A 24289-nucleotide genomic window follows, 5' to 3' on the forward strand; every position below is an offset into this window, starting at 1 on the left:
CCCACCCTACCCCCCCCGCTCACCACCCCGCTCGGGGGGGTACGCGGGGGGGGGGCCGCGCCCCCCCCCTGAGCCGCCGGGTGGGGTGGTGGGCCCGCCCCCCCCCCCACCCCACGAAGCTCAGTTCTTCTTCACGTCCTCGAGGAAGAACCGGCCCAGCGGGGTCTGGCCGAAGCCTTCGATGTTCTTCCGCGAGACGGTCAGGTACGGGCTGTAATACAGGTCGATCCAGTTGACGTCGGCCTTGGCCATCTTCTGCAGGTCGACATACATCGCCTCGCGCTTGGCCGGGTCGGTCTCGACCCGGGCCTTGGCCACCAGCGCCACCACCGCGTCGTTCTTATAGCGGGTGTAGTAGTTCAGGTTGGCGTCGTAGCCGAGCACGAAGGTGGTCTTCTGGTCGGGGTCGATGATGTCGTTGGTCCAGTAGTTCATCGCCAGGTCGTAGTCGCCCGCCACCTCCATGTCCCAGCTCTGGCTCGGGTCGACCTTCTGCAGGTTGACGGTGATGCCGACCTTGGCCAGCTGCTGCTGCACCAGCACCGAGACCTGCTCGTCCACCGTGTCGCCGGTCTGGACCAGGTAGGTCAGGGTGACGTTGCCGACCCCGGCCTGCTTCAGCAGGGCCTTGGCCTTCTCCGGGTCATAGGGCCGCGCGCCGTTGTCGTCGGTGTGATACAGCGCGCCCTTGGGGATGTAGGAGTTGGCGACGCTGCCGATGCCGAAGGTCACGGTGTCGACGATCGACTTCTTGTCGATGGCGTAGTCGATCGCCTCGCGCACCTCGAGCTTGTCGAGCGGCGCATGCGAATGATTGATCAGCAGGTGGTCCTCGCGAGTCGAGGGATCCTTGTGCATCGTCAGGTTGGGGTCCTTCTCCAGCTCCGCCACCTTGGCGAAGGGCACGAAGATGGCGCTGTCGATCTCGCCGGCCTGGACCTTCAGCATCCGGGTGTTGTCGTCCGGGATCGACAGCCATTCGACGCCGTCGAGGCTGACCTGGTCCGCCTGCCAGAAATTCGGGTTCTTCTTCAAGACCACCTTCTCGCCGCGGCGCCACTCCTCCATGGTGAAGGCGCCGGAGCCGATCGGCTTCTCGGCGAAGGCGTCCTCGCCCATCGCGGTCACCACCTTCTGCGGCAGCACCGCGGTGCCCGGCAGCGCCAGGCTGGCCAGGAACGGCGTCGCCGGCTGGGTCAGGGTGATCACCAGCGTGTGGTCGTCCTTGGCCTCGGCGGTCTTGATCACCTTGTAGTTGTCGGCGATCAGCGACCCCGGATTGTCGCGCGCCCGCAGCAGCGAGAAGGCGGCGTCGCCCGCGGTGAGCGGCGAGCCGTCGGAGAACTTGGTGTCGCGCAGCTTCAGCGTGTAGACGGTGCCGTCGTCGGAGATGGTCCAGCTTTCGGCCAGGCCGGGGACCAGCTTGGTGCCGTCCTTGCTGACCCGGACCAGCACGTCATAGACGTTCGAGAACACCCAGTAGTCGACATTCTGCGAGGTCTTGATCGGGTCGAAGGTGGTGCCGTCCTCGCGCCGGGCGATGGTCAGCACGCCCGCCGCCTCGGCCATGGCGCCGCCGGCGACCAGCGCCGCCAGGAAGGCGGCCGAGAAGGCGCCGAGATGTCTCCTGCTGCTTCGTGTCATCGAAAAGCCTCCTGTGATTTGCTCCCCGCCTCAGGATCGGGCGGGGATTGCGGGATAGAGATGGCAGGCCGTGAAGCGGCCCTCGGCCGGGCGTAGCGCCGGTGGCAGCCCGGCCCGGCATTCCGGCATGGCGAAGCTGCAGCGCGGATGGAAGGCGCATCCCGGCGGCAGGTCCAGCGGGCTGGGCGGTTCGCCGCCCAGCAGCTCCGCCGGCAGCCGCCGGTCGGGATCAATCTCCGGGATCGCGCGGACCAGGGCCTGGGTGTAGGGGTGCTTCGGCGCGGCGAACACCGTCTCCGCCGCCCCCTCCTCCACGATCCGGCCGAGATACATCACCGCCACCCGGTCGCACAGCCGCCGCACCACGGCGAGGTCATGGGCGATGAAGATCAGCGCCAGGTTCATCCGGGCCTTCAGCTCGATCAGCAGGTTGATGATCTGGGCCTGGATCGAGACGTCGAGGGCGGCGACGCATTCATCGGCGATGATCAGCTTCGGCTCGACCGCCAGCGCCCGGGCGATGCCGACGCGCTGGCACTGGCCGCCGGACAGCGCGGCCGGACGGCGGGTCGCGTGCTCCGGCCGCAGCCCGACCAGGGTCAGCAGCTCGGCCACCCGCGCCGGGACCTGGTCGCGCGGCACCTTGCGATGGACGCGCAGCACCTCGGCGACGGCCTCGCCCACGGTCATGCGCGGGTTCAGCGCGCCATAGGGGTCCTGGAAGATCATCGCGGTCTCGCGGCGCAGCCGGGCCAGCCCGTCGCGGCCGCCGGTCGCCACATCGGCGCCGCCGAAGCGGATGGCGCCGCCGGTGAGGTCGCCGAGGCGCAGGATGGCGCGGCCGAGCGTGGACTTGCCGCAGCCGGATTCGCCGACCAGGCCCAGCGCCTCGCCCGGCGCCAGGGTGAAGGAGACGCCGTTGACCGCCCGCACCAGCCGCGTCGGGCGGCCCGGCAGCGGCAGGCCGCCGGCGCGGAAATGGACCTCGAGGTCCTGGACGTCGAGCAGGGTCATGCCGCGTCCTCGATGACCCGGTGGCAGGCCGCCATGTGGCCCGGCGCCGGCCAGGACGGCTCCGGCCGCTCCGCCGAGCAGCGGGCGAAGGCGCGGTCGCAGCGCGGGTGGAAGCGGCAGCCCGACGGCAGGTCGGCCAGGGACGGCGGCTGGCCGGGAATGAACGGCATCAGGCGGCCGGCCCCAGCCGAGGCGGGCTGACAGGCGATCAGCCGCGCGGTGTAGGGGTGCCGCGGCGCCGACAGCACCGCCCGCTTGGTCCCGGTCTCGCACAGCGTGCCGCCATACATCACCGCGATGCGGTCGCAGGCCTGCGCGACCACGCCGAGATCGTGGGTGATCAGGATGATGGCGAGGCCGCGCCGGTCGCGCAGGTCGAGCAGCAGCCGCAGGATCTGCGCCTGCACGGTGACGTCGAGCGCGGTGGTCGGCTCGTCCGCGATCAGGATCTCCGGGTCGCAGGCCAAGGCTGTCGCGATCATCGCCCGCTGCCGCATGCCGCCGGAGAATTCGTGCGGGTAGTTGCCGGCCCGCCGCTCCGGGTCCGGGATGCCGACCTGGCGCAGCAGGTCCACCGCGGCGGCCCGCGCCTCGCGCCGCGACGCATCGCGGTGGAAGCGGATGCTTTCGGCGATCTGGTCGCCGATCCGCATCACCGGGTCGAGATGGCTGGACGGGTTCTGGAAGATCATGCCGATCTCGCCGCCGCGCACGCCGCGCAGCGCCGCCTCGTCCAGCCGCACCAGGTCGCGCCCCTTCAGCAGCACCGACCCGCCGGCGATGCGCAGGGATCCCGGCAGCAGCCCGATCAGGGCCCGGCAGGTGACGCTCTTGCCCGACCCGCTCTCGCCGACCAGCCCCAGCACCTCGCCCGCCTCGAGCGCGAAGGAGACGCGGTCGACCAGGGTGACCTCGCGCCCGGCCTGGGCCACCGCCACCGAGAGGCCGCGGACATCGAGCAGCGGCCCCGTCATTCGTGGTGCCATCATTCCCGCACCCCGAGCCATTCGCCCAGCCCGTCGGCCAGCAGGCTGAAGCCGAGCGCGATCACCGCCAGCGCCACGCCGGGGAAGGCCGCGATCCACCAGGCCCGGATGATGAAGTTCTGGCTTTCCGACACCATCAGCCCCCATTCCGCGGTCGGCGGCTGGACCCCGAGGCCGAGATAGCTGATCGAGGCGCCGAGCAGCATGGTCAGCACCACGTCGGACATCGAGAACACGATCGAGCTGACCACCGCGTTCGGCAGGATGTGCCGGGTCATGATCCGGATATGGCCATAGCCCAGGCTGCGCGCGGCGGTGACGAAGTCGCTGGCCTTCAGCACCAGCACCTGGGCCCGCACCAGCCGGGCGTAGGACACCCAGCCGACCAGGGCCAGGGCGATGTAGAAGCTGACCAGCCCGGGGCCGAGGATGGCGATGATCGCCAGCATCAGCACCAGGAACGGGAAGGCCAGGACGATGTCGACGATGCGCATCACCACCATGTCGACCCAGCCGCCGAAATAGCCGGAGACGCAGCCGATCGCGGTGCCGAAGACGAAGGGGAAGAAGACGCCGATCACCCCCATCATCAGGTCGATCCGGGTGCCCCAGATCAGGCGGGACAGCACGTCGCGGCCGAAATTGTCGGTGCCGAGCGGATGGTCCAGCCCGGGCGGCAGCAGCGCGTTCGCCGTGTCCTGCGCGATCGGGTCGTAGGGCGCGATCCACGGCGCCAGCAGCGCCACCAGGACGAAGCCGGCGACCACGGCGGCGCCCCACCACAGCGCCCCGGGCAGCCGCGGCAGGCGGAGGCCGAGTCTAGATCGGGGGCGGGCGGGCGGGATGCCGACGACGGCGCTCACAGCTTTACCCGCGGATCGATGGCGACGGTCAGGATGTCGGCCAGGAAGTTGACCGCGACGCTGGACACGGCGAAGGCCATCGCCACCCCCTGCACCACCATGTAGTCGCGGGTGAAGATGCCGCGCACCAGCAGCTGGCCCATGCCGGGGATCGAGAACACGTTCTCGATGATCACGGTGCCGCCGATCAGCCAGCCGATGTTGACCGCCAGCAGGTTGATGGTCGGCACGATGGCGTTGGGCACGACATGGCGCCAGAACACCATGCCCTCGGGCAGGCCGCGCGCCCGGGCGGCGGTGGCCTGGTCCGAGCGCAGCTCGGCGATCATCCCGGCCCGCAGCGTCCGGGTCAGCACCGCCGACAGCGCCAGGGCGATGGTCAGGCAGGGCAGCACCAGGTGGTGCAGCCGGTCGGCCCAGTCCTCGCCATAGCCCGCCACCGGGAACAGCCCGAGGGTCAGGCTGAACACGATGATCAGCATGATCCCGAGCCAGAACGGCGGCAGCCCGAGGCCGGTGGTGGAGACCACGCGGATGATATGGTCGGCCAGGCGGCCGCGGCGCCGGGCGGCGATCGCGGCGAAGGGCACCGCGATCAGCAGCGACAGCAGCACGCTGCCGAACACCAGGAAGAAAGTCGGTTCGATCCGTTCGACGATCAGCCCCAGCACCGGGATCTTGTACAGGATCGACCGGCCCATCTCGCCATGGGCCAGGTTCTGCAGGAAGTAGACGTATTGCGTCCACAGCGGTTCATCGAGCGCGAACTGGGCGCGGATCCGGGCAATGGCGTCGGGCGTGGCCTTGAAGCCGAGCAGCACCCGCGCCGGGTCGCCGGGAATCGAGCGGACGAGGACGAAGGTGATGATGCTGATGCCGAACAGCACCGGAATCAGCTGCAGCGGTCGGGTGAGGACGAAGCGGAAGCGATGCATCGCCGGTCAGGCCCCGCCCCGGCGGCGGCCAATGCAAATCCCGTCCCGCCGGTCCGGCGTGATCTCCATCCGTGCCTTGCCCTGTCTTTTTTTTCGCAACCGCGAGACGCTAGACCGATCAGATAAATCAGACAAGTCGGCCGACGGCGTGCGGCGATAACCTGCAGTTGAGCGCAGCCCCCGGGTCCGGGGATCAGGATTTCCCGTAGGACGGCACCACGGCGCCGCGAGTGACCTGGTTGCGCGGCGAGGCCAGGAACAGGATGGTCGCCGCCACCTCCTCCACCTTCGCCCAGGCGGCGTGGTCGGCCTTGGGCATGGCGGCGCGGTTGGCCGGCGTGTCCATGGTCGAGGGCGCCACGGCGTTGACCAGGATGCCCTGCCCCGCCACCTCCTGCGCCAGGGCCACGGTCAGGGCGGCCAGCGCCGCCTTGGCCGCGGTGTAGGCGACCATGCCGGCGCCCTGGCGCCATTCCAGCGCCGGGCGGGAGGAGACGTTGACGATGCGGCCGCCGCCGGCGCCACGCCCGATCGCGGCCACCGCGGCGCGGCAGCACAGGAAGCCGGTGACCAGGTTGGTGTCGAGCTGCTGCTGCAGCGCCGCCTTGTCGGTGTCGGCGATCGGCGCCATGGCGAAGCCGCCGGCGACATGGATCGAGGCCCACAGCGACGGCAGCGCGGCGTAGAACGCCGTCACCGCCGCCTCGTCGGTCAGGTCCGGCACCGGGGCCAGCACCACCCGGTCGTGGCCGCGATGGGCGAAACGGCGCGAATCCGTGAGGCTGCGGACCGGGATGTGGCAGGTGGCCCCGGCCTCCAGCAGCAGCCCGACCACGGCCGAGCCGAGCGCGCCGGTGCCGCCGGTGACCACGACGTGACGGTCCTGGAATTCCATGATGGTCTCCTCGCGCGACTGGGTCAGATCACCGACCCTACTGGATTATCACCATGCCTTCACCGTCATCGCTGGTCGATCCGGCTACCTCGCCACCGAGCTGATCCGAGCCCGTTCGAGAATTCGTCTGGCGTGAGTCGGCTGGTGGTGGTCTCGAGAACCGGCGCGCAGCGGACATGGTCGTCCGTGAGCACCGGAAGCGCAGAGACCGCCATCAGACGGCCGCGCCAGGCGAATTATCGGACAGGCTCCCGCCGATCCTCCAGGATCATGGCGGAAGCCTTCTCGGCGATCATGATGGTCGGCGAGTTGGTGTTGCCGGAGGTGATGGTCGGCATGATCGAGGCGTCGACCACGCGCAGACCCGCCAGCCCGTGCACCCGCAGCCGCTCGTCGACCACCGCCAGCGGGTCCCGGCCCATCTTGCAGGTGCCGACCGGGTGGAAGATGGTGGTGGCGATGCGGCCGGCGGCCTCGGCCAGGTCGCCTTCGTTCTCGACCGCCGGGCCGGGCAGCACCTCCTCGGGCCGGTACACCGCCAGCGCCGGCGCCGCGGCGATCCGCCGGGTCAGCCGGATGGCCTCGACCGCGACATGGCGGTCGGCCTCCTCCGACAGGTAGTTCGGGCGGATCGCCGGCGACGCGGTTGGGTCCGGGCTCTTGATCCGGACCGAGCCGCGGCTGTGCGGCCGCAGGTTGCACACCGAGGCGGTGAAGGCCGGGAAGGCGTGCAGCGGCTCGCCGAAGCGGTCGAGGCTGAGCGGCTGGACATGGTATTCGAGGTTCGGCGTCTCCTGCGCCGGATCGCTGCGGGCGAAGGCGCCGAGCTGGCTGGGCGCCATGCTGAGGGGCCCGCTGCGCCGCAGGGCGTATTCCAGCCCCATGCCGAGCTTGCCGAGCAGCCGCCCTGCCCGCTCGTTCAAGGTCGGGACGCCGCTGACCTTGTAGATCAGGCGCAGCTGCAGATGGTCCTGCAGGTTCTCGCCCACCCCCGGCAGGTCGTGCATCGGCTGCACCTCATGCGCCGCCAGCAGGTCGGCCGGGCCGATGCCGGAATGCTGCAGGATCGCCGGCGACCCGATGGCGCCGGCCGCCAGGATCACTTCGCCAGAGGCCGCGGCATAGGCTTCGGTGCCGTCCGGCCGGCGGAACACCACGCCGGCGGCGCGCTTTCCCTCCAGATGCAGCTTCAGCACCTGGGCGTGGGTCTCGACCCGAAGGTTGGGCCGCGACAGCGCCGGCTTCAGGAAGCCCTTGGCGGTGGTCCAGCGGATGCCGCGGCGCTGGTTGACCTGGAAATAGCCGCAGCCCTCGTTGTCGCCGGTGTTGAAGTCCTCGGTCGGGCGGATGCCGGTCTCGGCCGCGGCCTGGCGGAACGCCTCCAGGATCTTCCACGACAGGCGCTGCGGCTCGACCCGCCATTCCCCGCCGGCGCCATGGGCGGCCGAGGCGCCCTGCCAATGATCCTCGGATCTGCGGAACACCGGCAGCACATCGTCCCAGCCCCAGCCGGCATTGCCGAGCTGCCGCCACTGGTCGTAGTCGCGGGCCTGGCCGCGCATGTAGATCATGCCGTTGATGGCGGAGCAGCCGCCCAGCACCTTGCCGCGGGGATAGTTGATCGCCCGCCCGCCCAGCCCGGCCTCGTGCTCGGTCTTGAAGCACCAGTCCAGCCGCGGGTCGCCATGGGTGTAGAGGTAGCCGACCGGGATGTGGATCCAGATGTGGTTGGCCTTGCCCCCGGCCTCGAGCAGCAGCACCGAGACCTTCGGGTCGGCCGACAGCCGGTTGGCCAGGACGCAGCCGGCCGAGCCGGCACCGACGATGACATAGTCGAAACTTCCGATCGCCCTGGTCATCGACCGGTCGCCCTCATCACCGCCATCGCCAACTCCCCGATTCGCCTTGGTTTTTCGTCGTCTCCGACGATCTTCCTACAAGGCCGGGGATCGCACAATGAACAGCGCGCGCCACCATGCTCGACGCGCCGGGCGCCGCGCGTTAACCATAGCCATTCCCGGTCCGACACTCCGAAAGATCCTCGGCATGGCCAGCGACGTCGAAACCGTGACCGCCACCCCGGACTCGCCGCCGCGGCAGCGCATGGCGGCGCATCTGGCGGCGATCGGGCGCGGCCCCGGACGGTCGCGGCCACTGACCGAGGCCGAGGCGCAGGACGCCTTCGGCATCATCCTGTCCGGCGAGGCCGACCCGATGCAGGTCGGCGCCTTCCTGCTGCTGGAGCGCTATCGCGGCGAGACGGCGGCGGAGCTGGCCGGCATGATCCGGGCGGCGCGGGCGGTGGTGTCGGCGGCCCCGGCGACGCGGCCGGCGCTGGACTGGCCGTCCTACGCCGCCGGCAAGACCCGCGGCGCGCCCTGGTTCCTGCTGTCGGCCCTGCTGGTCGCCCGCGCCGGCCATCCCGTGCTGATGCACGGCGTCAACGTCCGGGTCACCGAGGGCATCGAGACCGAGGATGCGGTGCGCGCGCTGGGCCTGCCGGTGGCGGAGACCCCGCGCGAGGCGGCGAAGACGCTGGACGCCACCCGCTTCGCCTATCTGCCGCTGCGCGCGGTCAGCCGCACCCTGACCCAGCTGATGGAACTGCGGCCGGTGCTGGGCCTGCGCAGCCCGGTCAACTCAGCGGCGCGGCTGCTGAACCCGTTCGAGGCCAAGGCCAGCTTCGTCGGCGTGTTCCACCCGGCCTATCAGGATTTGCACCGCGACACCGCGCGGCTGTTGGGCCAGAGCGACCTCTGCGTGGTCAAGGGCGCCGGCGGCGAGGCCGAGCGCACGCCGTTGAAGGCGCTGTCGCTGCAGCGGCTGGTGGCCGGCGAGGCGCTGGACGAGACGGTGGCGCCGATGCTGGGCGAAGGCCGCGGCGAGAAGGTGGCGCGCAGCGACCTCGACCATTGCCGCGCGGTGTGGACCGGCGCCGCCGAGGATGCGGTGGCCGAGGCGACCGTGATCGGCACCGCCGCCGTCGCCCTGGCCATCATCGCCGGCGACAGCGGCGACGCCGCGCATGCCGCCCATCTGGAGCGGGCGGCGACGCTGTGGCGGGAAAGGAATTCCCAGGCGTAGGTTGGGTTCTCGGCTGAAGACCCGGCCGCTCGCACCTACTCACCCCAGTTGTCATGCCACGGCTTGACCGTGGCATCCCGGGGCGGCCAGAGCGGCTCTTTGTGGCCCCTGGATTGCCCGGTCAAGCCGGGCAATGACAGTATAGGGAAGGTCGTCGTAAGGCGTGATTGGGTTCGCGCCTTGCGAATCCAACACCCGACCGATGCTCCGCCCTCAGTGGGTCGCAATACGGGCGCGCCAGATCTCCTCGAATTCCTCCTTTGTGATCTCCTCGGGGAGGAATTGGGGGTCCGAGCCGATTTCCTTGAGTGTTGGCGCGGCCTCGAATCCCAGGCGCGTTCCTCCGATCTCCACGCCTTCCGCGGCATATCCCTTCGAGCCATCGGCGAAGATCTCGACCTTCCGCGTCTCCCTGCGGTTGCCGTCAAGTTCGGAAATCAGCCAGACGGGCTCATCTGGAAATGAATGAACCCACTGGACTCGAATGTAGCTCATAGGCTCCTCAAGCGTAGGTCGAGTTCGCGCCTTGCGAACCCAACATCCAACCGGTGCTCCGGCCCGTTAGGTTCGCGAACCGCGAACCCGACCTACGCGTGGCTTGCCTTCCACGCCGCGATCGTGTCGGTGATCAGCCGGTGGTCGTCCTCGTGCGGCAGGCCGGAGACGCCGATGACGCCGACCACCTGGGCGCCGATGCGGATCGGGAAGCCGCCGCCATGGTCGATCATCGGGGTGCGGACCGACGGGCTCTCGGCCAGGGTGCGGCCGCGCGCCTTGAGCCGGTGGTGCAGCCACAGGGTGCTGTGACCGAACTGACGGACGGCGGCAAACTTCAGATCAAGCCAGATTTGGTTGTCGGCCGAAGTTCCGTCGAGCGCGGCGGCGAACAGCACCCGGTCGGCGACCTGGATGCGGATGGCGATCGGCGCCGACGCGGCCTCGACCAGTGCCCGGCCGATCGCCCAGGCCTCGGCGAAGTCGAAGCGGTCGAAGGCCAGCCGCGTCTCCTCGGCCTCCAGCTCGGCGGTGCGGGCGGCGTGGTCGGTCATGGTCCCCTCCTCGGAATCAGGGGCCGATCCTGCCACAGGCTCGCCGGACTTGGGCACCCTCTCTGGCCGGCTACTTGATCCCGACCACCACCGAATAGGGGCCGACCAGGCTTTCCTGCCGGATGGAGGCGAAGCCGGCCTCGCGCAGCCAGCCGATGCAGTCCGCGCCGGTATAGTCGAAGCCGCCCGGCGTCTCGATCAGCATGTTCAGGCTCATCAGCAGGCCGGCCGCGTTCTCGCGCCGGTCATCGTCGATCATCCGGTCGTAGACGATCAGAGCCCCATCCTGCGGCAGCGCCGCATGGGCCTTGGCCACCAGCATCCGCTTCTCCTCCAGGTCCCAGTCGTGGAGGATGTGGCCCATCACCAGCACGTCGGCCGAGGGCATCGGCCCGCGCATGAAGTCGCCGTCGTGGAAGCGCACCCGGCCGGCCAGGCCGCGCTGCGCCACATAGGCCTCGAAGACCGGCCGCACCGGGGGCAGATCGAAACCGCCCGCCTCGAGATGGGGATGGGCGAGGGCGAGCTCGACCGGCACCGACCCCGCCGCGGCGCCGATGTCGATGACGCTGCGGTACCCGGCCCAGGGAAAGCGGGCGGCGAGCGCGTGCGCCAGCGGCAGGCTGACGCCGGTCATGGCGTTGAGGAAGCCGGCGACGCCCTCGGGGGTGGCATAGATCGCGGCGAAAGGGTCGCCGCCCGCCTTGGCTTCGTTCTGTGGCCGGCCCGTGCACAGCGCTTCGGTCAGGTTCCCCCAGGACGGGTAGAGCCGTCGGTTGGCCATCTCCAATATGCCGCCGACATAGGAGGGCTTGCCGCGGTCGAGATAGAGATCGGTCTCGGCGGTGTTGGCATAGGCGCCGTCGGTCCGGTCCAGGAGACGCAGCGCCACCAGCGCGTCGAAGAAGTCGCGCGCGCCGCGCGGATGCAGGCCGAGCCGCGTCCGCAGCGCCTCGGCGTCGAGCGGGCCGCCGGTCAGCACGGTGAACACCTCCAGCTCGACCGCGCTCAACAGGGTCTTCGAGGCCCAGAAGCCGAACCCCAGCTGCATGATGAGCTCGGGCGTGACCGGGGCCTGCCGGCCGGCGGGGGCTGCGGACATGATGGCTCCTTCCCAGGGCGTACACCATCATGACGATCGCCGGATCGAAGCGGCTGCGGCAATCCCCCGATTGGGGCCCCAATTGGGGGCCGTCGGCGGAGGGGAATCGCCGTCAGTCGCCGTCGCGCAGGGTGATCGAGCCGTCGTTCGCGCCGAGGACGCGGCAGACGACAGGGGAACGGGCGGTCATCGGCATCGAAACTTTCCTGTGGACCGGAGGCGCGGAAGAGTGCCTGAACGGCAGTGCCGGAGCGCCTTCAACCCATGGATCGCATGGGTGGTTCCAGACCGGCGCAGAGGCTGCGGCATCCCGGGCGATAGGACAACGATGCTAGGATGGAGCGGCACCGCAAAGGCGAGAGGAGAGTCGATGACCCGATCGAACCGCGAGGACATGCTTTGAGGCCGGAGGAGTTCGACCGGCTGCCGCCCCATCTCGACCCGCGCCGCGACGCCTGGCGCCCGGCGATCCGGCCGCTGCCGCCGGGTCGGGCGGTGGCCGCGATCGGCGATGTGCACGGCCATGCCGAACTGCTGGCGGCGCTGCACCGGCTGATCGCGGCGGAGTTCACCGCCCTGCCGGCCGGCACCGAATGCACCCTGATCCATCTCGGCGACCTGGTCGACCGCGGCCCGGAGAACCGGCGCGCCCTGGCCCTGGCGCGCGACGGCATCCCGGGCGCCGAGACCATCACCCTGCTGGGCAACCATGACGACCGCATGCTGTCGGTGCTGGACGACGCGGCCGACCGGACCGGGCTGGAGTTCTGGCTGACCTATGGCGGCGACACCGTTCTGGCCGAATGCGGCGTCACCGACATCCTGCACGGCGACTGGCGCGCCGCGGCACGGGCCGCGATCGGGGCGGAGGTGCTGGACTGGCTGCGCGGCTGCCCGGTCAGCCACCGCATCGGCGACCTGCTGTTCGTCCATGCCGGGATCGACCCCAGGCGCCCGCTGGCGGAGCAGGAGCGCGAGACGCTGCTGTGGATCCGCCGCCCGTTCCTGGACTGGCCCGGCGCCTTCCCCGAGAACGTCGCCGTGATCCACGGCCACACCCCGGCCGACCGGCTGGACCTGGACCACCCGCACCGCATCGATGTCGACACCGGCGCCTTCGCCACCGGCTGCCTGTCGGCCGTGCTGATCCACGGCGACCGGATGCGCGGGCTGCGGGTCTGGGCGCTGTGAGCTACTCCGGCTCGAGCGTGAACAGCTCCTGCGGGACGCGCACGCCGCGCAGCGCGTAGCGGCCGACCGAGACCAGCTTGGCCTCGGCCCCGCCCGCCGCCGCGGCGAAGGCGGCCGAGACCAGCATCGGCTGGTCGGCCGACCGGCACAGGTCGGCGATGCGGCTGGTCTCGTTCACCGCCGGGCCGACCACGGTGAAGTCCAGCCGGTTGGCGCTGCCGACATTGCCGAAGAAAACCTCGCCGATATGCAGCCCGGCATACATCTGCGTCACCGGCAGGCCTTCGGCCTCGCGGCGCGGATTGAGCTCCTCGATCGCGGCCTCCGCCCGGCGCACGGCCTCCAGCGCCGCCCGGCACGCCGCGGCGCGGCCGTCGGAGCCGTTGGCCTCCGTCCGGAAGATCGCCAGCACGCCGTCGCCGATCAGCTTCAGCACGTCGCCGCCCGCCTCCTGCACCGCCGAGATCACGGCGTCGGCATAGTCGTTGAGCAGCGGGATGATCTGCTCCGGCGCGGCGGTGTCGGTGATCTTGGTGTAGCCGCGCAGGTCGCTGAACCACAGCACGGCGTCGATGCGGTCGGCGACGCCGCGGGCGATCCGCCCGGACCACACGGAGTTGCAGGCGTCGCGGCCCAGATAGGTCTCCAGCAGCGTCGAGGCCATCCGCGCCAGGGTGATCGCCTTCATCGCCATGGCCAGGATCGGCATCAGGCGCAGCAGCGCCGCGATCTCCTCGTCGCTGAAGCCCCCCGGCTGGTCGGTGGTCCAGGCCGAGAACAGCCCGTCCCAATCGGCGATGGCGCCTTCGGCCTCGAAGCGGTTGAGGATGCCGACATAGTCGGTCATCCCCTCGTCCCGCGCCGTGGCCACGGCGGAGAACTCGGCCGCGCTCTCCGGCGTCACCCGCCGGCGCATCCATTCCTCGCCGGTCTCGATCAGCAGGAAGAACGGGCTGGCGCGCCACTTCTCCTCGCGCTCGTCGCTGTCGGTGCGGCCATAGCCGGTGAAGCTGGCCTCGGCCTCGCCGCGGCGCCAGCGCACGGCATTGCCCTCATAGACCGGATGCAGCGTGTCGATCACCAGCAGGCCGCTGGCGATCGGCAGGCCGGCGAAGACTGCGCGGGCGCAGAAGCCGGCCAGCAGCTGGGTCTCCAGCAGGCCGATCAGCCCGGCCTCGGTGATCCAGTTGGCCAGCGCGTCGAGTTTGGCGTCGTCCATCGGTCTTCCTCCGGCCATCGGCCGGGCGGCGTGCGTTGCCGCAGCATTACACCATTCCGGTGTAATGGCGCATCCGCTTCAAACCACCGGCGGCGCCGGGCCTCAGCGCCGCGCCAGCAGCATGGCGAGGCCGAAGCCCAGGCCGACCGCGGCGGCGGCGCCCGGGAGGACGAACAGCGCTTGCGCCACCGCCAGGTCGCTGCCCGGCGGCCCGAACGCCGCCACAAGCCCTGCGGCCAGGCCGGTCGCCGCCACGCCGCAGACGCAGGCCAGTGAAGACCCATCTGCCGGATCGGTGAGGCGGGACGACGAGGCCATGGTGAGATCCTCCGGGACAGCTGCGCCTGCCTGAAGTCTATCGCCTCCACGCGAATTGCCGGTATCGATCCGGTTCGTCTATCATCCTTCCGCATTCCGCAAGGATGAGCGCCCGCATGGACCGGTTCGAGGCGATGGCGGTGTTCGTGAAGGTGGCCGAGTCCGACAGCCTGTCGGCGGCGGCGCGCGGGCTCGGCCTGTCGCTGACCTCGGTCAGCCGCCAGATCACGGCGCTGGAACAGCGGCTGGGCACCCAGCTGGTGGTGCGCACCACCCGGCGGCTGGCCCTGACCGAGGAGGGCCGCCTGTACCACGCCCAGGCCCGGCGCATCCTGGCCGAGGTCGAGGAGGCGGAGCAGGCCCTGGCCGCTCAGCAGGCCGAACCGGCCGGCCGGCTGCATGTCGGGGCGCCGACGCTGATCGGCCGGCTGCGGCTGGCGCCGCTGCTGCCGGAGATCCTGGGGCGCCATCCCCGCCTGGATGTCGACCTTACATTGACCGATCGTCCGGTCAATCTGGTGGAGGACGGGATCGACGTGGCGATCCGCATCGGCCGGCAGCCGGATTCGAGCCTGATCGCGCGCCGGCTGGGCACCCTGCGCATGCAGGTCTGCGCCGCGCCCGGCTATCTCGCCCGCCGCGGCGCGCCGGCCACGCCCGCGGACCTGGCCGGGCATGACTGCCTGGTCTTCGCCGAGGCGCCCGGTGCCGCGTCCTGGCCGTTCCAGATGCCGGAGGGGCGGGTGATGGTCCCGGTATCCTCCCGGATCCGCGCCAACAGCCTGGATGCGGTGGTGGCGGCGGCGCTGGGCGGCGCCGGGCTGGTGCGGGCCCCGTCCTGGCAGCTGGCCGATGCCGTCGCCGCCGGCCGCCTGGTGCCGGTGCTGACCGGCTATGAGCGGCCGTCGACGCCGGTCCAGGCCCTGTTCCTGCCGAACCGGCTGCTGTCGCCGAAGATCCGGCTGTTCGTCGATTTCCTGGCCGAGCGCTGGGGCGGTGGGGAGTTCGGGCCAGGGACAGGCCCGGCCGCGTAGGTTCGGAGCGCTATCGGCGTGGGGCTCGGTTCGAGCCGTTACGGATTTCGTCGTCGTCGACCTCGACCCGGTCGATCATGGGTCGGATATGGGCTCCGCGTGTTGGGCAGTTGAGCTGACGGCGGCGTGGATTGCAGTGCAATGGCGAACGAGATTGGCATGCGAGGCGACGAACTGCTTGAGCGGTGTATCGATCGGGTAGAAGTAGATATTGGCGATGAAGCCGTAGATACCGGCGTCGATGCTGGTCGGCTTCGGCCCATACAGGTAGTCGGTCGCCGGAATGAGGTTTGCCAGCACCCGAAGATCCGCAAGCCCACGCGCATAGGCGGCAGCCGGAGCATAGCGGCCGATACCTTGGTAATAGTAGCGCTGAGAATTGAATTCCTGCGCCTTGCGCAGCCCGTCTTCCGTCAGGATCGGATGCTCCCGGCGCAGCGCATCGCGGAAGGCCGGCCAAAACTGCTCATCCTTCCAGCGTGAATAGGACATGACCCAATAGAGATCGTCGAGCATGCGCGTGATCAGATGGCCCGTGTCGCGCTGCGTGTCGCTTAGCCCATCATCGATGGCCAGACCATATTTGCGAATAAGGTGCCCGATGATCGCGTCGCTGTCACCGATCGCCTCGCCTTCGTCGATGATGTAGGGAAGTTGCCCGCGCGGGGCGGCCGAGGCGTCGAAAATGTGTTGATGGACGAATGGCAGGCCCGTCAATTTGAGGAACGCAAATACCTTGAGCCCGTAGCCATTGTTGTCGGCGACGCCGAAAAGTTCGGGGTAGGAAAAAAGAGTGATCATGGCGTCTCTCCGGACTGGCTCAGCGTAACCGACTCCGGGCGTTTGGTCAGCCGGGCTTTGGTGGGCCCCGCCCTACCCCTTCAGCCCGCGGCCGCGCACGCGGAAGCTGGCGCGGTACTGGGCCGGGGTGACGCCGAGGCGCTTGGCGAAGACGATGCGCATGCGGTCCGGGCTGCCGAAGCCGCAATCATAGGCCACGGCCTTGAGGGCGCGGTCGCTGCCCTCCAGCAGGTTGCGGGCGGCGTCGACCCGGGCGCGCTCGACGAACTCGTGCGGCGTCACCCCGGTCTCGTTCACGAACAGCCGGGCCAGGTTGCGCGCGCTCATGCCCGCCACCTCGGCCAGGGCGTCGACCGTGATGTCGGCCCCGATATGCTCCATGACATGGGCCTGCGCCCGGGCGATCGGCGACCCGTCATCGGCCGGCACGGTCAGGAACGGGCTGAACTGCGACTGGCCGCCCTGGCGCTGCGCCACCACCACCAGCCGCTTGGCGACCGCCAGCGCCACCGCGGGACCGTGATGCTCCTTCACCAGGGCCAGCGCCAGGTCGATCCCGGCGGTGACCCCGGCCGAGGTCACCAGCGCCCCGTCGCGCAGATAGATCCGATCGAAATCGACCTGCGCCTTGGGGAACAGCTGGGCCAGGCGCGGGGCGTTCTGCCAATGCGTCGTCACCCGCCTTCCGTCCAGCAGGCCGGCATGGCCGAAGGCGAAGGCGCCGGTGCAGATCGACCCGTGCAGCTCCGCCCGCGGCGCGGCGGCGGCCAGCCAGCGCGACAGGCGCGGGTCGGGCGCTCCCTCGGGCAGCCCCGGCCCGCCGGCGACCAGCACCATGGCGTAGGGGCCGTCGGCCTCGCCGAAGCTGCGGTCGGCGATCATCTGCATGCCGTTCGAGGCCCGCAGCGGCGCGGTGTCCGCCGCGACCAGCAGGGTCTCGTAGCGGTCCGCGGCGGCGATGAGGCCGTTGGCCTCGGCGAAGACGTCGACCGGCCCGGCGACATCCAGCGCCTGCACGCCGGGAAAGATGGCGACCGCGACGGTGCGCACCGGCATCCCTGACTCTCCCTATGGTCACCTCGACCCATCCCATGGCCGCAGCCCCGGCGGCAATGTCCGATTTGCGCGTGCCTTTGGCAGGAAGCGCCGCCCCCGCCGCGTTGAGGCGGGCCGCCCCGGGGCGCACATCAGAGACACGACCCCACCCCGACCAGGAGCCAAGACCATGACCGATGATATCGCCGGCATCCGCATCCCCGACAGCGCCATGGCGCGGGAGATCACCCAGCTGGTCCGCGACACCGAAAGCGACCTGCTGTTCCACCACTCGACCCGGGTCTACCTGTTCGGCGCCCTCACCGGGCAGCGCAAGGGGCTAAAGTTCGACCCCGAACTGCTCTATGCCGGCGCGATGTTCCACGACATGGGCCTGGTCGACGCCTATTCCAGCAAGGACCTGCGCTTCGAGGTCGACGGCGCCAATGTCGCCCGCGACTTCCTGCAGCGCCACGGCATCGGCCACGCCGACATCGACCTGGTGTGGGATTCGATCGCGCTGCACACCACCCCCGGCATCCCCGAGCACAAGCACCCGGTGGTGGCGCTGGTGACGGCGGGGGTCGAGATGGACGTGCTGGGCCTCGCCTTCCACGACTTCACGCAGGAGCAGCGCCGCCAGGTGGTGAACGCCCATCCGCGCGGCGACGGCTTCAAGAACGGCATCATCGACGCCTTCGCCCACGGCACCATCCACAAGCCGCACACCACCTTCGGCAATGTGAAGGCCGACGTCCTGGCGCTGCGCGACCCCAGCTACCAGCGCGTCAACTTCACCGACCTCATCCTGAACTCGGATTGGGACAGCTGAGGGGTCGCTCGCTCTCCAATCGTCATTGCGAGCGCAGCGAAGCAATCCATCGGGCCACTCGTGCGGGACCATGGATTGCTTCGTCGGCTTCGCCTCCTCGCAATGACGATGAGGGAATGCCGAAGAACCTTGCAGGCATGCGCCCGGCGGCCCATCCTTGCGGGATCATGACCGCGTCCGGATACAGCATCTGCCCTGCCGACCGGCTCGGCCGGTCGCTTCGCCAATGGCGGGCGCTGCGGCGGGTGAAGCAGAACCACGCCGCCGAGCTGCTGCGTGTGTCCCAGGCGATGGTGTCGCGCTGGGAGGCCGGGACCCAGGTCCCGACGATCGACGAGCAGGCACTGCTGCGGCGGCTGATGGCGGCCCGGCTGGACAGCGCCGCGGACCACGCTTTGGCCCGCCTGGTCGCCAGCTCGGGCGGCACCGCCCATCTGGTCTGCGACCTGACCCACCGGCTGCTGGCGGCGTCGCCGCAGCGCAGCCGCGACTGGGGCCTGCGCACGCCGGAGCTGATCGGCGTCTCGCTGTGGCCCTACGCCACGCCCGAGATCGCCGCCGCCGAACAGGCCCTGTCCGACCATGGCTGGTTCGAGCCCGATCCCCCGGCGATCGAGGTCGCGACCGGCGCCAACGATTCCCCGATCGTGCCGATCCGCCCGGGCCGGTTGCGCTGGACCCGGTTCCAGCTCTCCGACGGCGCCTTCGTCCGCCTGGCCGAGACCATCGCCTGAGAGACGGTCTCTGAGCCGATCCTGAATATCTTATTCCGCCGCCTCCACGAACGCGTCGCTAGGATCGGGCCATTCCTGACCCTGGAGCGACCATGCCGTCCCGAAGCGCCTGGCTGCCGATCGTCGTGATCTACATCGCCGGCGTGCTGGCCTCGGCCCAGCTGGGCAAGATGTCGGCGCTGCTGCCGCTGATGCGGCACGACCTGTCGCTCGACCTCACCACCGCGGCGCTGCTGGTGTCGCTGATCGAGATCGGCGGCGCCACGCTGGGGCTGTTCGCCGGCCTCGCCGTGCGGCGCGCCGGGCCGCGCAAAGCCCTGCTGGCCGGCCTCCTGCTGCTGGCCGTCGCCAGCGCCGGGATGAGCGCGACCTCGGCCGCGGCCGGCCTGTACCTGTGGCGGCTGGTCGAGGCCGCGGCCTATCTGGCGCTGGTGGTCGCCGCCCCGACCCTGGTGGTCGCGGTGGCCTCGACCGCCCAGCGGGCCACGGCGCTGGCGCTGTGGAGCACCTTCTTCCCGGTCGGCTTCGCCTGCGGCAGCGTGCTGGCCGGCGCCGCCGCCGACCTGGTGCCGTGGCGGATGGTGCTGCTGGGCAGCGGCGTCATCACCGCCCTGCTGCTGGTGCCGGCCTGGCGCCTGCCCGCCCCGCGCGATGGCGCCCGCAGCGACGGCCTGCATCCCCTGCAGGCCCCGGCCGGCGCCTGGCTGCTGGCGCTCGGCTTCGCCTGCTACACGGTGTTCGAGGTCGGCATGCTGGCGGTGCTGCCCTCCTACTTCGCCGGGCGCTACGGGCTGGCGCCGTCCACCGCCGGCCTGGTCACCGGCGCGGCAGCGGGCGCCACCGTGCTGGGCGGCATCCTGGCCGCCTGGTGGATGCGCGGCAGCCGGCCGACCGGCGGGCTGATGGCGGTCGGCATCGCCGTGCCGGCGCTGCTGCTGTTCCTGGTCTTCGCGCCGCTCGACGAGGCCTGGGCCTGGCCGGCGGCCGCGGCGATCGCGCTGAACGCCCTGTCCGGCGTGGTCCCCGCCGTGGTCTTCGCCCGGCTGCCGGAGGTGGTGGGCCCGCGCGGCGACATGGCGACCGCGAACGGCCTGCTGGCCCAGGGCGGCGCCTCCGGCTCGCTGCTGGGCCCGCCTCTCCTGGCCGGTGCCGCGACCCAATGGGGCTGGACGGCGGCGGCCGGGGCCGGGCTGGCGGCGTCGCTGCTGTGCCTGGCGCTGCTGGCCATGGCGGCCCAGGCGCACGCCACCTGGTCGGTCAGCCGCCGCTGATCGCCCCGACCTGTCATTGCTGGGTCAGGTCCGAAGTGTCCGGCTGAGCTTTCCCGGATGTGGTGGAGGTACGGCGCTCAACTTTTAGTGTCATTGCCCGGCTTGACCGGGCAATCCAGGGACCACCAAGAGCCGCTCTGGCCGCCCCTGGATGCCACGGTCAAGCCGTGGCATGACAAAGTAGGGATGGGTCAAGCCCGAGGATGACAGTGAACGTGACGCTTCAACAACGCATCGGATCGGTCAGCCGGGACCTCAGCCCCCGCTGATCGCGGTCAGCACGATCACCTCGGCGCCGGGCGCCAGCGGCGTGTCGAGCGTGGCGCGGCGGCCGCCGACATAGATGTTGATGTGGCGCCGGATCGCCGGGCGGGAATCGCGGATGCGGTCGCCCATCCCCGGCCAGCGTTGATCGAGCCCGTCGATCATCGCGGCGACGGTGCCGGCGCGCAGGTCCACCCGCCGCTCGGCCCCGGGGAACAGGATGGTCAGGACCGCCGGCAGCCGGACCACCACCGGCGCGGCCGTCGCCTCCAGTCTTGTTCTGTCTGCGACCTGTCCGTCGGCCATGGCTAACCGTCCACCACCAGCGTCTCGACCGACAGGATCGTCGGCAGGTGCTGGGCGACGCAATCCCAGTTCTCGCCCTCGTCGGCGCTGGCGAACAGGGCGCCGCCCGAGGTGCCGAAATAGACCCCGACGGGGTCCAGCCGGTCGGTGGCCATGGCCTGGCGCAGCACGCCGAAATAGGCGTTCTCCTGCGGCAGCCCCTGGCGCAGCGCCTGCCAGTGGGCGCCGCCGTCCCGCGTCCGCCACACCGCGGCGCGGCCGTCGGGCACGAAGCGGCCCTTGGTGTCGCCGTTCAGCGGCAGCAGGAACAGCGTGTCGGCATCGCGCGGATGCGCCGCGGCCGGGAAGCCGAAGCTGGAGGGCAGCCCGGCCTCGATGCTGTTCCAGCGCCGGCCGCCATCGTCGCTGCGGTACATGCCGCAATGGTTCTGCTGGTACAGCCGGTCGGGCTGGCCCGGCGCCATCACCAGGCAGTGCACGCACTGCCCGAATTCGGGATAGCGCTGGTCCTCGGGCATGAAGTCGGCGCGGGTGCCGCGGTTGCGGGTCTCCCAGGTCTTGCCGCCGTCGCCGGTGTGGAACACCCCGGCGGCGGAGATGCCGACCCAGATCTGCCCCGGGTCGCGCGGATGCGGCACCAGCGAATGCAGGATCAGCCCCGCCCCGCCCGGGTTCCATTCCGGCCGCGAGGGATGCTGCTGCAGGCCCTCGACATGGGTCCAGGACTGGCCACCGTCGTCGCTGCGGAACAGGCCGGCCGGCTGCACCCCGGCATAGAGGCAGCCGTCGCCCGCCGCCAGGCTCCACACCGCCTTGATCGGCTCCTCGCCCGCGGGATAGGACAGGCCGTCGCTGGAATGGGTCCAGCTTTCGCCGAGATCGGTGGATTTCCAGACCGCCGGGCCGAACCATTCGTTGCCGCCGCCGCCATAGATCGTGCCGGTCGCGGGATCGGCGACGACATGGTTCATCGGCCAGGTCTCGCAGAACGGGCCGCGCAGCCGCCACGACCGCCTGACGGCGTCGCTTTCGGCCACGAACGCACCCTTCTTGGTGCCGACCAGGACGACGACCTTCTGTGCCATCACCGCCTCCCCCGACCTGCCGAGCCGGCCCTGCGACCAGGATCGCGGGCGCCGACACTTAACTTTAGAGTTAAGTTAAAACACCGGCGCGGCGCTGTCAAACGCAGCGCCGGACGGGGTCAGGCGGGCCTCGGAAGACGGCGCGGAGCGGACGTCAGCGGACACCACCGTCTTGGCGCCGTTCAGCAGCACCTACTTTCACTTCGGACAGGAGTCGCTGAGGCCGGTGATGCCTTCCTGTTCGTGGCGGAAGCCGACCGGCGTGCCGTCCGGGCCGATGGTGACCACGAAGATGCTGTCGAAGTCGTCGCCCGGCCATTTCGGCACCACGCCGAGGTCGCCGCCCTTGTCCTCGACGATGGCGCGGACCAGCTTGTCGAGCTCCTTGTGCTCCCAGGCGACGAAGACCAGCGCATCCCGGTATTTCGGGCCCAGCAACTCACCCTCCAGCCCCGAGATGTCGTTGTAGCCGAAGCGGATGTCGATCGGCAGGCCCAGGCGGATCGCGGTCGGCAGGATCGTCGCCAGCGGCCGGAAGTAGTTCTGCTTCGGGCCGCCCTTGTCGCCGATCTGCACGCTGGGGTCAGGGGCGAAGATGAAATCCGGCTTGCCGAAGCGGGCCAGCGCGTCGGGCAGCGCCAGGGCGCGGTTCAGCCCCTGGCAGTCGAGCTGCCCGATCTCCTGCGCCGGCTTCTCGCCATGGCGGACGAAGACCAGCGTCTCCTGCCCCTGGGCGGCGAAGCCGGCCGGCGCCGCCAGGACGCCCAGCAGGCCAGCGAACGCGATCGGTTTCAGCATGACGGCGCGGTCAGGCCTCGCGGTACGGCACCAGGTCGGGCGTGCTGCCGTCGAAGAAGTCGACATGGATGTGGTTGCCGTCGGGGTCGTGGAAATTGACCTGGACCAGGCCGGAGCGCGGCGGCCGCCCGAGTTCGGTCTCGATGCCGTGGCGCTTCATCTCGGCCAGGAAATCCTCGAGCTTGCCGCTGCTCTGGAAGGCGAAATGCGACAGCTGCACCTCGCCGGGATGCAGCGCCTTCTTGACCTCGACCAGATGCACCACCGCCTGGGCGCCGAGATACAGCCAGGCGCCGCCGAACGGGAAGTCCGGCCGCGGCCCCGGCTCGAGGCCGAGCACATCGCGGTAGAAGCCGATCAGCCGCTTCAGGTCGGCGGTCCAGATGTTGACGTGGTCCAGGCGCGTCAGCGTGGTCATGGGCGGTCTCCCCGGCCGGATGCCTTGAGTCGTTGCCCCAAGCATAGACCCGGATTGTCGGACGAAAGAAGCCGGAAGCGCATCTCCTCCCTGCGACCCCTTGCGTCCGCCCCCGTGGCGGCGCGACAAACGGGGATAAGAATCGGCATGGCGGCAGCAGACCGCTATCGGGGAAGGACGTGCCATGAAGGCCTATGTCGTCGGGACCTGCGACACCAAAGGGCGCGAGCTGGCCCATGTCCAGGCGCTGATCGAGGCCCGTGGGGTCGAGGCGGTGCTGGTCGATGTCGGCACCCGGCCGGGCGAGATCGCGGCCGATGTCCCCCGCCCCGACGTGTCGGCGCAGGAAGTGGCGCGGCATCATCCCGACGGGCCCGAGGCCGTGTTCAGCGACGATCGCGGCCAGGCGGTCGCCGCCATGGCCCAGGCGCTGCGCGGCTTCCTGGCCAGCCGGTCCGACATCGGCGGCGTCATCGGCCTGGGCGGGTCCGGCGGCACGGCGCTGATCACCCCGGCGATGCGCGACCTGCCGGTCGGCGTTCCCAAGATCATGGTCTCGACCGTCGCCTCGGGCAATGTCGCGCCCTATGTCGGGCCGGCGGACATCATGATGATGTATTCGGTGACCGACGTGTCCGGGATCAACCGCATCTCGCGCGCCGTGCTGGGCAACGCCGCCCACGCCCTGGCCGGGATGGTGGCCCACCCGGCGCCCAAGAGTGAAGCCGACAAGCCGGCGCTGGGCCTGACCATGTTCGGCGTCACCACCCCCTGCGTCGAGCAGGTCAGCCGCGCCCTGGAGGCGGATTACGACTGCCTGGTGTTCCACGCCACCGGCACCGGCGGGCAGTCGATGGAGAAGCTGGTCGAGTCCGGCCTGATCGGCGGCGTCATCGACATCACCACGACGGAGGTGTGCGACCTGCTGTTCGGCGGCGTGTTCCCGTGCGGCGAGGACCGCTTCGACAGCATCATCCGCACCCGCATCCCCTATGTCGCCTCCTGCGGCGCGCTCGACATGGTGAATTTCGGGGCGATGGAGACGGTGCCGGAGCGGTTCCTGAACCGCACCCTCTACGTCCACAACCCGCAGGTGACGCTGATGCGGACCACCGCGGCGGAGAATGCCGAGATGGGCCGCTGGATCGGCGCCAAGCTGAACCGGATGGACGGGCCGGTCCGCTTCCTGATCCCGGAGGGCGGGGTGTCGGTGATCGACGCGCCCGGCCTGCCCTTCCACGACCCGGCCGCCGATGCGGCGCTGTTCCAGGCGCTGGAGGCGACGGTGCGCCAGACCCCGAACCGCCGGCTGATCCGCCTGCCCCATGCCATCAACGCCCCCGAATTCGCCGCCGCCCTGGTGCGCGAGTTCCGGGCGCTGGTGGCCCATTGACCGACGTCCGAGGAATCC

At 70.4% G+C, this 24289-nt stretch carries 25 protein-coding genes; 7 read left to right on the forward strand and 18 right to left on the reverse strand.

Annotation, left to right across the window (positions count from 1 at the left end; genetic code table 11):
• Window positions 1-120: 120 nt before the first annotated feature.
• The 7 genes from E9232_RS11460 to E9232_RS11490 form a co-directional block, all read right to left on the reverse strand.
• Entirely contained in the window at window positions 121-1644 is a 1524-nt protein-coding gene (locus E9232_RS11460; RefSeq protein WP_309794102.1) for an ABC transporter substrate-binding protein, read from the reverse strand.
• A gap of 30 nt (window positions 1645-1674) precedes the next feature.
• The gene (locus E9232_RS11465) at window positions 1675-2658 is read right to left on the reverse strand and encodes an ABC transporter ATP-binding protein (protein WP_309794104.1); all 984 of its coding nucleotides are present in this window, start codon (window positions 2656-2658) and stop codon (window positions 1675-1677) included.
• A complete protein-coding gene (locus tag E9232_RS11470) occupies window positions 2655-3632 on the reverse strand; it encodes an ABC transporter ATP-binding protein (RefSeq protein WP_309794105.1) in 978 nt (325 codons plus the stop codon). Before E9232_RS11470 ends, E9232_RS11465 begins: the two co-directional genes overlap by 4 nt.
• Before the next feature lie 11 nt (window positions 3633-3643).
• Window positions 3644-4507 (reverse strand): ABC transporter permease, encoded by an 864-nt coding sequence (locus E9232_RS11475; protein ID WP_309794107.1) that lies wholly within the window; start codon window positions 4505-4507, stop codon window positions 3644-3646.
• Window positions 4504-5442, reverse strand: a complete 939-nt coding sequence (locus E9232_RS11480) for an ABC transporter permease (RefSeq protein WP_309794109.1) — start codon at window positions 5440-5442, stop codon at window positions 4504-4506. Before E9232_RS11480 ends, E9232_RS11475 begins: the two co-directional genes overlap by 4 nt.
• Window positions 5443-5635: 193 nt before the next feature.
• Window positions 5636-6337 (reverse strand): SDR family NAD(P)-dependent oxidoreductase, encoded by a 702-nt coding sequence (locus tag E9232_RS11485; RefSeq protein ID WP_309794110.1) that lies wholly within the window; start codon window positions 6335-6337, stop codon window positions 5636-5638.
• A 236-nt stretch (window positions 6338-6573) separates the two neighbouring features.
• Window positions 6574-8196, reverse strand: a complete 1623-nt coding sequence (locus tag E9232_RS11490; protein WP_309794112.1) for a GMC family oxidoreductase — start codon at window positions 8194-8196, stop codon at window positions 6574-6576.
• Window positions 8197-8383: 187 nt separating this feature from the next.
• Between E9232_RS11490 and E9232_RS11495 the strand changes: the two genes are divergently transcribed.
• Window positions 8384-9421 (forward strand): glycosyl transferase family protein, encoded by a 1038-nt coding sequence (locus E9232_RS11495; RefSeq protein WP_309794113.1) that lies wholly within the window; start codon window positions 8384-8386, stop codon window positions 9419-9421.
• A gap of 213 nt (window positions 9422-9634) precedes the next feature.
• Here the strand turns inward: E9232_RS11495 and E9232_RS11500 are convergent, their stop codons facing one another.
• The 3 genes from E9232_RS11500 to E9232_RS11510 all read right to left on the reverse strand — a co-directional run bounded on the left by E9232_RS11500 (window position 9635) and on the right by E9232_RS11510 (window position 11572).
• Complete coding sequence (locus E9232_RS11500; RefSeq protein WP_309794114.1) at window positions 9635-9916, reverse strand: DUF6881 domain-containing protein; 282 nt, start codon at window positions 9914-9916, stop codon at window positions 9635-9637.
• A gap of 92 nt (window positions 9917-10008) precedes the next feature.
• Entirely contained in the window at window positions 10009-10470 is a 462-nt protein-coding gene (locus E9232_RS11505) for a heme-degrading domain-containing protein (RefSeq protein WP_309794116.1), read from the reverse strand.
• A gap of 70 nt (window positions 10471-10540) precedes the next feature.
• Window positions 10541-11572 (reverse strand): methyltransferase, encoded by a 1032-nt coding sequence (locus tag E9232_RS11510; RefSeq protein ID WP_309794117.1) that lies wholly within the window; start codon window positions 11570-11572, stop codon window positions 10541-10543.
• A 399-nt stretch (window positions 11573-11971) separates the two neighbouring features.
• Here E9232_RS11510 and E9232_RS11515 point away from each other — a divergent pair, with 399 nt between their 5' ends.
• Window positions 11972-12763 (forward strand): metallophosphoesterase, encoded by a 792-nt coding sequence (locus E9232_RS11515; protein ID WP_309794118.1) that lies wholly within the window; start codon window positions 11972-11974, stop codon window positions 12761-12763.
• Between the two features lies 1 nt (window position 12764).
• Here the strand turns inward: E9232_RS11515 and E9232_RS11520 are convergent, their stop codons facing one another.
• Window positions 12765-13982, reverse strand: a complete 1218-nt coding sequence (locus E9232_RS11520) for an adenylate/guanylate cyclase domain-containing protein (RefSeq protein WP_309794120.1) — start codon at window positions 13980-13982, stop codon at window positions 12765-12767.
• 102 nt (window positions 13983-14084) lie between these two features.
• Window positions 14085-14300: a hypothetical protein gene (locus E9232_RS11525; protein ID WP_309794121.1), complete on the reverse strand. Its 216-nt coding sequence runs from the start codon at window positions 14298-14300 to the stop codon at window positions 14085-14087.
• A 116-nt stretch (window positions 14301-14416) separates the two neighbouring features.
• On the opposite strand from E9232_RS11525, the gene E9232_RS11530 reads away from it, so the two are divergent.
• A complete protein-coding gene (locus E9232_RS11530) occupies window positions 14417-15334 on the forward strand; it encodes a LysR family transcriptional regulator (RefSeq protein WP_309794123.1) in 918 nt (305 codons plus the stop codon).
• A 75-nt stretch (window positions 15335-15409) separates the two neighbouring features.
• On the opposite strand, the gene E9232_RS11535 is transcribed toward E9232_RS11530, so the two are convergent.
• Both E9232_RS11535 and E9232_RS11540 read right to left on the reverse strand, forming a co-directional pair.
• Window positions 15410-16135 (reverse strand): glutathione S-transferase family protein, encoded by a 726-nt coding sequence (locus E9232_RS11535; protein ID WP_309794125.1) that lies wholly within the window; start codon window positions 16133-16135, stop codon window positions 15410-15412.
• Window positions 16136-16207: 72 nt separating this feature from the next.
• Window positions 16208-17191 carry a GlxA family transcriptional regulator gene (locus tag E9232_RS11540; RefSeq protein ID WP_309794126.1) on the reverse strand — a complete coding sequence of 328 codons (984 nt, stop codon included), beginning with the start codon at window positions 17189-17191 and terminating at the stop codon, window positions 16208-16210.
• 169 nt (window positions 17192-17360) lie between these two features.
• On the opposite strand from E9232_RS11540, the gene E9232_RS11545 reads away from it, so the two are divergent.
• The 3 genes from E9232_RS11545 to E9232_RS11555 all read left to right on the forward strand — a co-directional run bounded on the left by E9232_RS11545 (window position 17361) and on the right by E9232_RS11555 (window position 20007).
• Entirely contained in the window at window positions 17361-18002 is a 642-nt protein-coding gene (locus E9232_RS11545) for an HD domain-containing protein (RefSeq protein ID WP_309794128.1), read from the forward strand.
• A 167-nt stretch (window positions 18003-18169) separates the two neighbouring features.
• Entirely contained in the window at window positions 18170-18736 is a 567-nt protein-coding gene (locus E9232_RS11550) for a helix-turn-helix domain-containing protein (RefSeq protein WP_309794129.1), read from the forward strand.
• Between the two features lie 92 nt (window positions 18737-18828).
• Window positions 18829-20007 (forward strand): MFS transporter, encoded by a 1179-nt coding sequence (locus E9232_RS11555; protein ID WP_309794130.1) that lies wholly within the window; start codon window positions 18829-18831, stop codon window positions 20005-20007.
• 255 nt (window positions 20008-20262) lie between these two features.
• On the opposite strand, the gene E9232_RS11560 is transcribed toward E9232_RS11555, so the two are convergent.
• The 4 genes from E9232_RS11560 to E9232_RS11575 form a co-directional block, all read right to left on the reverse strand.
• Complete coding sequence (locus tag E9232_RS11560; protein WP_309794132.1) at window positions 20263-20577, reverse strand: MoaD/ThiS family protein; 315 nt, start codon at window positions 20575-20577, stop codon at window positions 20263-20265.
• A 2-nt stretch (window positions 20578-20579) separates the two neighbouring features.
• Window positions 20580-21662, reverse strand: coding sequence for a WD40/YVTN/BNR-like repeat-containing protein (locus E9232_RS11565; protein ID WP_309794134.1), 1083 nt, complete (start codon window positions 21660-21662; stop codon window positions 20580-20582).
• Between the two features lie 198 nt (window positions 21663-21860).
• Window positions 21861-22460: a hypothetical protein gene (locus E9232_RS11570; protein WP_309794136.1), complete on the reverse strand. Its 600-nt coding sequence runs from the start codon at window positions 22458-22460 to the stop codon at window positions 21861-21863.
• A 10-nt stretch (window positions 22461-22470) separates the two neighbouring features.
• Window positions 22471-22878 carry a VOC family protein gene (locus E9232_RS11575; protein WP_309794138.1) on the reverse strand — a complete coding sequence of 136 codons (408 nt, stop codon included), beginning with the start codon at window positions 22876-22878 and terminating at the stop codon, window positions 22471-22473.
• Window positions 22879-23062: 184 nt separating this feature from the next.
• Here E9232_RS11575 and E9232_RS11580 point away from each other — a divergent pair, with 184 nt between their 5' ends.
• Window positions 23063-24271: a Tm-1-like ATP-binding domain-containing protein gene (locus E9232_RS11580; protein WP_309794139.1), complete on the forward strand. Its 1209-nt coding sequence runs from the start codon at window positions 23063-23065 to the stop codon at window positions 24269-24271.
• Window positions 24272-24289: the final 18 nt, after the last annotated feature.

The organism is Inquilinus ginsengisoli (assembly GCF_031453975.1).
GTDB classification, from domain to species: Bacteria; Pseudomonadota; Alphaproteobacteria; order DSM-16000; family Inquilinaceae; genus Inquilinus; species Inquilinus ginsengisoli_A.

Bases quoted from the DNA above. Each gene is read 5' to 3' on its own strand.
- E9232_RS11570 (WP_309794136.1), bottom strand. From the start codon at position 22,460: ATGCTGAAACCGATCGCGTTCGCTGGCCTGCTGGGCGTCCTGGCGGCG.
- E9232_RS11525 (WP_309794121.1), bottom strand. From the start codon at position 14,300: ATGGCCTCGTCGTCCCGCCTCACCGATCCGGCAGATGGGTCTTCACTG.
- E9232_RS11470 (WP_309794105.1), bottom strand. From the start codon at position 3,632: ATGACGGGGCCGCTGCTCGATGTCCGCGGCCTCTCGGTGGCGGTGGCC.
- E9232_RS11560 (WP_309794132.1), bottom strand. From the start codon at position 20,577: ATGGCCGACGGACAGGTCGCAGACAGAACAAGACTGGAGGCGACGGCC.
- E9232_RS11480 (WP_309794109.1), bottom strand. From the start codon at position 5,442: ATGCATCGCTTCCGCTTCGTCCTCACCCGACCGCTGCAGCTGATTCCG.
- E9232_RS11580 (WP_309794139.1), top strand. From the start codon at position 23,063: ATGAAGGCCTATGTCGTCGGGACCTGCGACACCAAAGGGCGCGAGCTG.
- E9232_RS11575 (WP_309794138.1), bottom strand. From the start codon at position 22,878: ATGACCACGCTGACGCGCCTGGACCACGTCAACATCTGGACCGCCGAC.
- E9232_RS11565 (WP_309794134.1), bottom strand. From the start codon at position 21,662: ATGGCACAGAAGGTCGTCGTCCTGGTCGGCACCAAGAAGGGTGCGTTC.
- E9232_RS11465 (WP_309794104.1), bottom strand. From the start codon at position 2,658: ATGACCCTGCTCGACGTCCAGGACCTCGAGGTCCATTTCCGCGCCGGC.
- E9232_RS11555 (WP_309794130.1), top strand. From the start codon at position 18,829: ATGCCGTCCCGAAGCGCCTGGCTGCCGATCGTCGTGATCTACATCGCC.
- E9232_RS11505 (WP_309794116.1), bottom strand. From the start codon at position 10,470: ATGACCGACCACGCCGCCCGCACCGCCGAGCTGGAGGCCGAGGAGACG.
- E9232_RS11495 (WP_309794113.1), top strand. From the start codon at position 8,384: ATGGCCAGCGACGTCGAAACCGTGACCGCCACCCCGGACTCGCCGCCG.
- E9232_RS11535 (WP_309794125.1), bottom strand. From the start codon at position 16,135: ATGATCACTCTTTTTTCCTACCCCGAACTTTTCGGCGTCGCCGACAAC.
- E9232_RS11550 (WP_309794129.1), top strand. From the start codon at position 18,170: ATGACCGCGTCCGGATACAGCATCTGCCCTGCCGACCGGCTCGGCCGG.
- E9232_RS11490 (WP_309794112.1), bottom strand. From the start codon at position 8,196: ATGACCAGGGCGATCGGAAGTTTCGACTATGTCATCGTCGGTGCCGGC.
- E9232_RS11540 (WP_309794126.1), bottom strand. From the start codon at position 17,191: ATGCCGGTGCGCACCGTCGCGGTCGCCATCTTTCCCGGCGTGCAGGCG.
- E9232_RS11500 (WP_309794114.1), bottom strand. From the start codon at position 9,916: ATGAGCTACATTCGAGTCCAGTGGGTTCATTCATTTCCAGATGAGCCC.
- E9232_RS11545 (WP_309794128.1), top strand. From the start codon at position 17,361: ATGACCGATGATATCGCCGGCATCCGCATCCCCGACAGCGCCATGGCG.
- E9232_RS11485 (WP_309794110.1), bottom strand. From the start codon at position 6,337: ATGGAATTCCAGGACCGTCACGTCGTGGTCACCGGCGGCACCGGCGCG.
- E9232_RS11530 (WP_309794123.1), top strand. From the start codon at position 14,417: ATGGACCGGTTCGAGGCGATGGCGGTGTTCGTGAAGGTGGCCGAGTCC.
- E9232_RS11520 (WP_309794120.1), bottom strand. From the start codon at position 13,982: ATGGACGACGCCAAACTCGACGCGCTGGCCAACTGGATCACCGAGGCC.
- E9232_RS11460 (WP_309794102.1), bottom strand. From the start codon at position 1,644: ATGACACGAAGCAGCAGGAGACATCTCGGCGCCTTCTCGGCCGCCTTC.
- E9232_RS11510 (WP_309794117.1), bottom strand. From the start codon at position 11,572: ATGTCCGCAGCCCCCGCCGGCCGGCAGGCCCCGGTCACGCCCGAGCTC.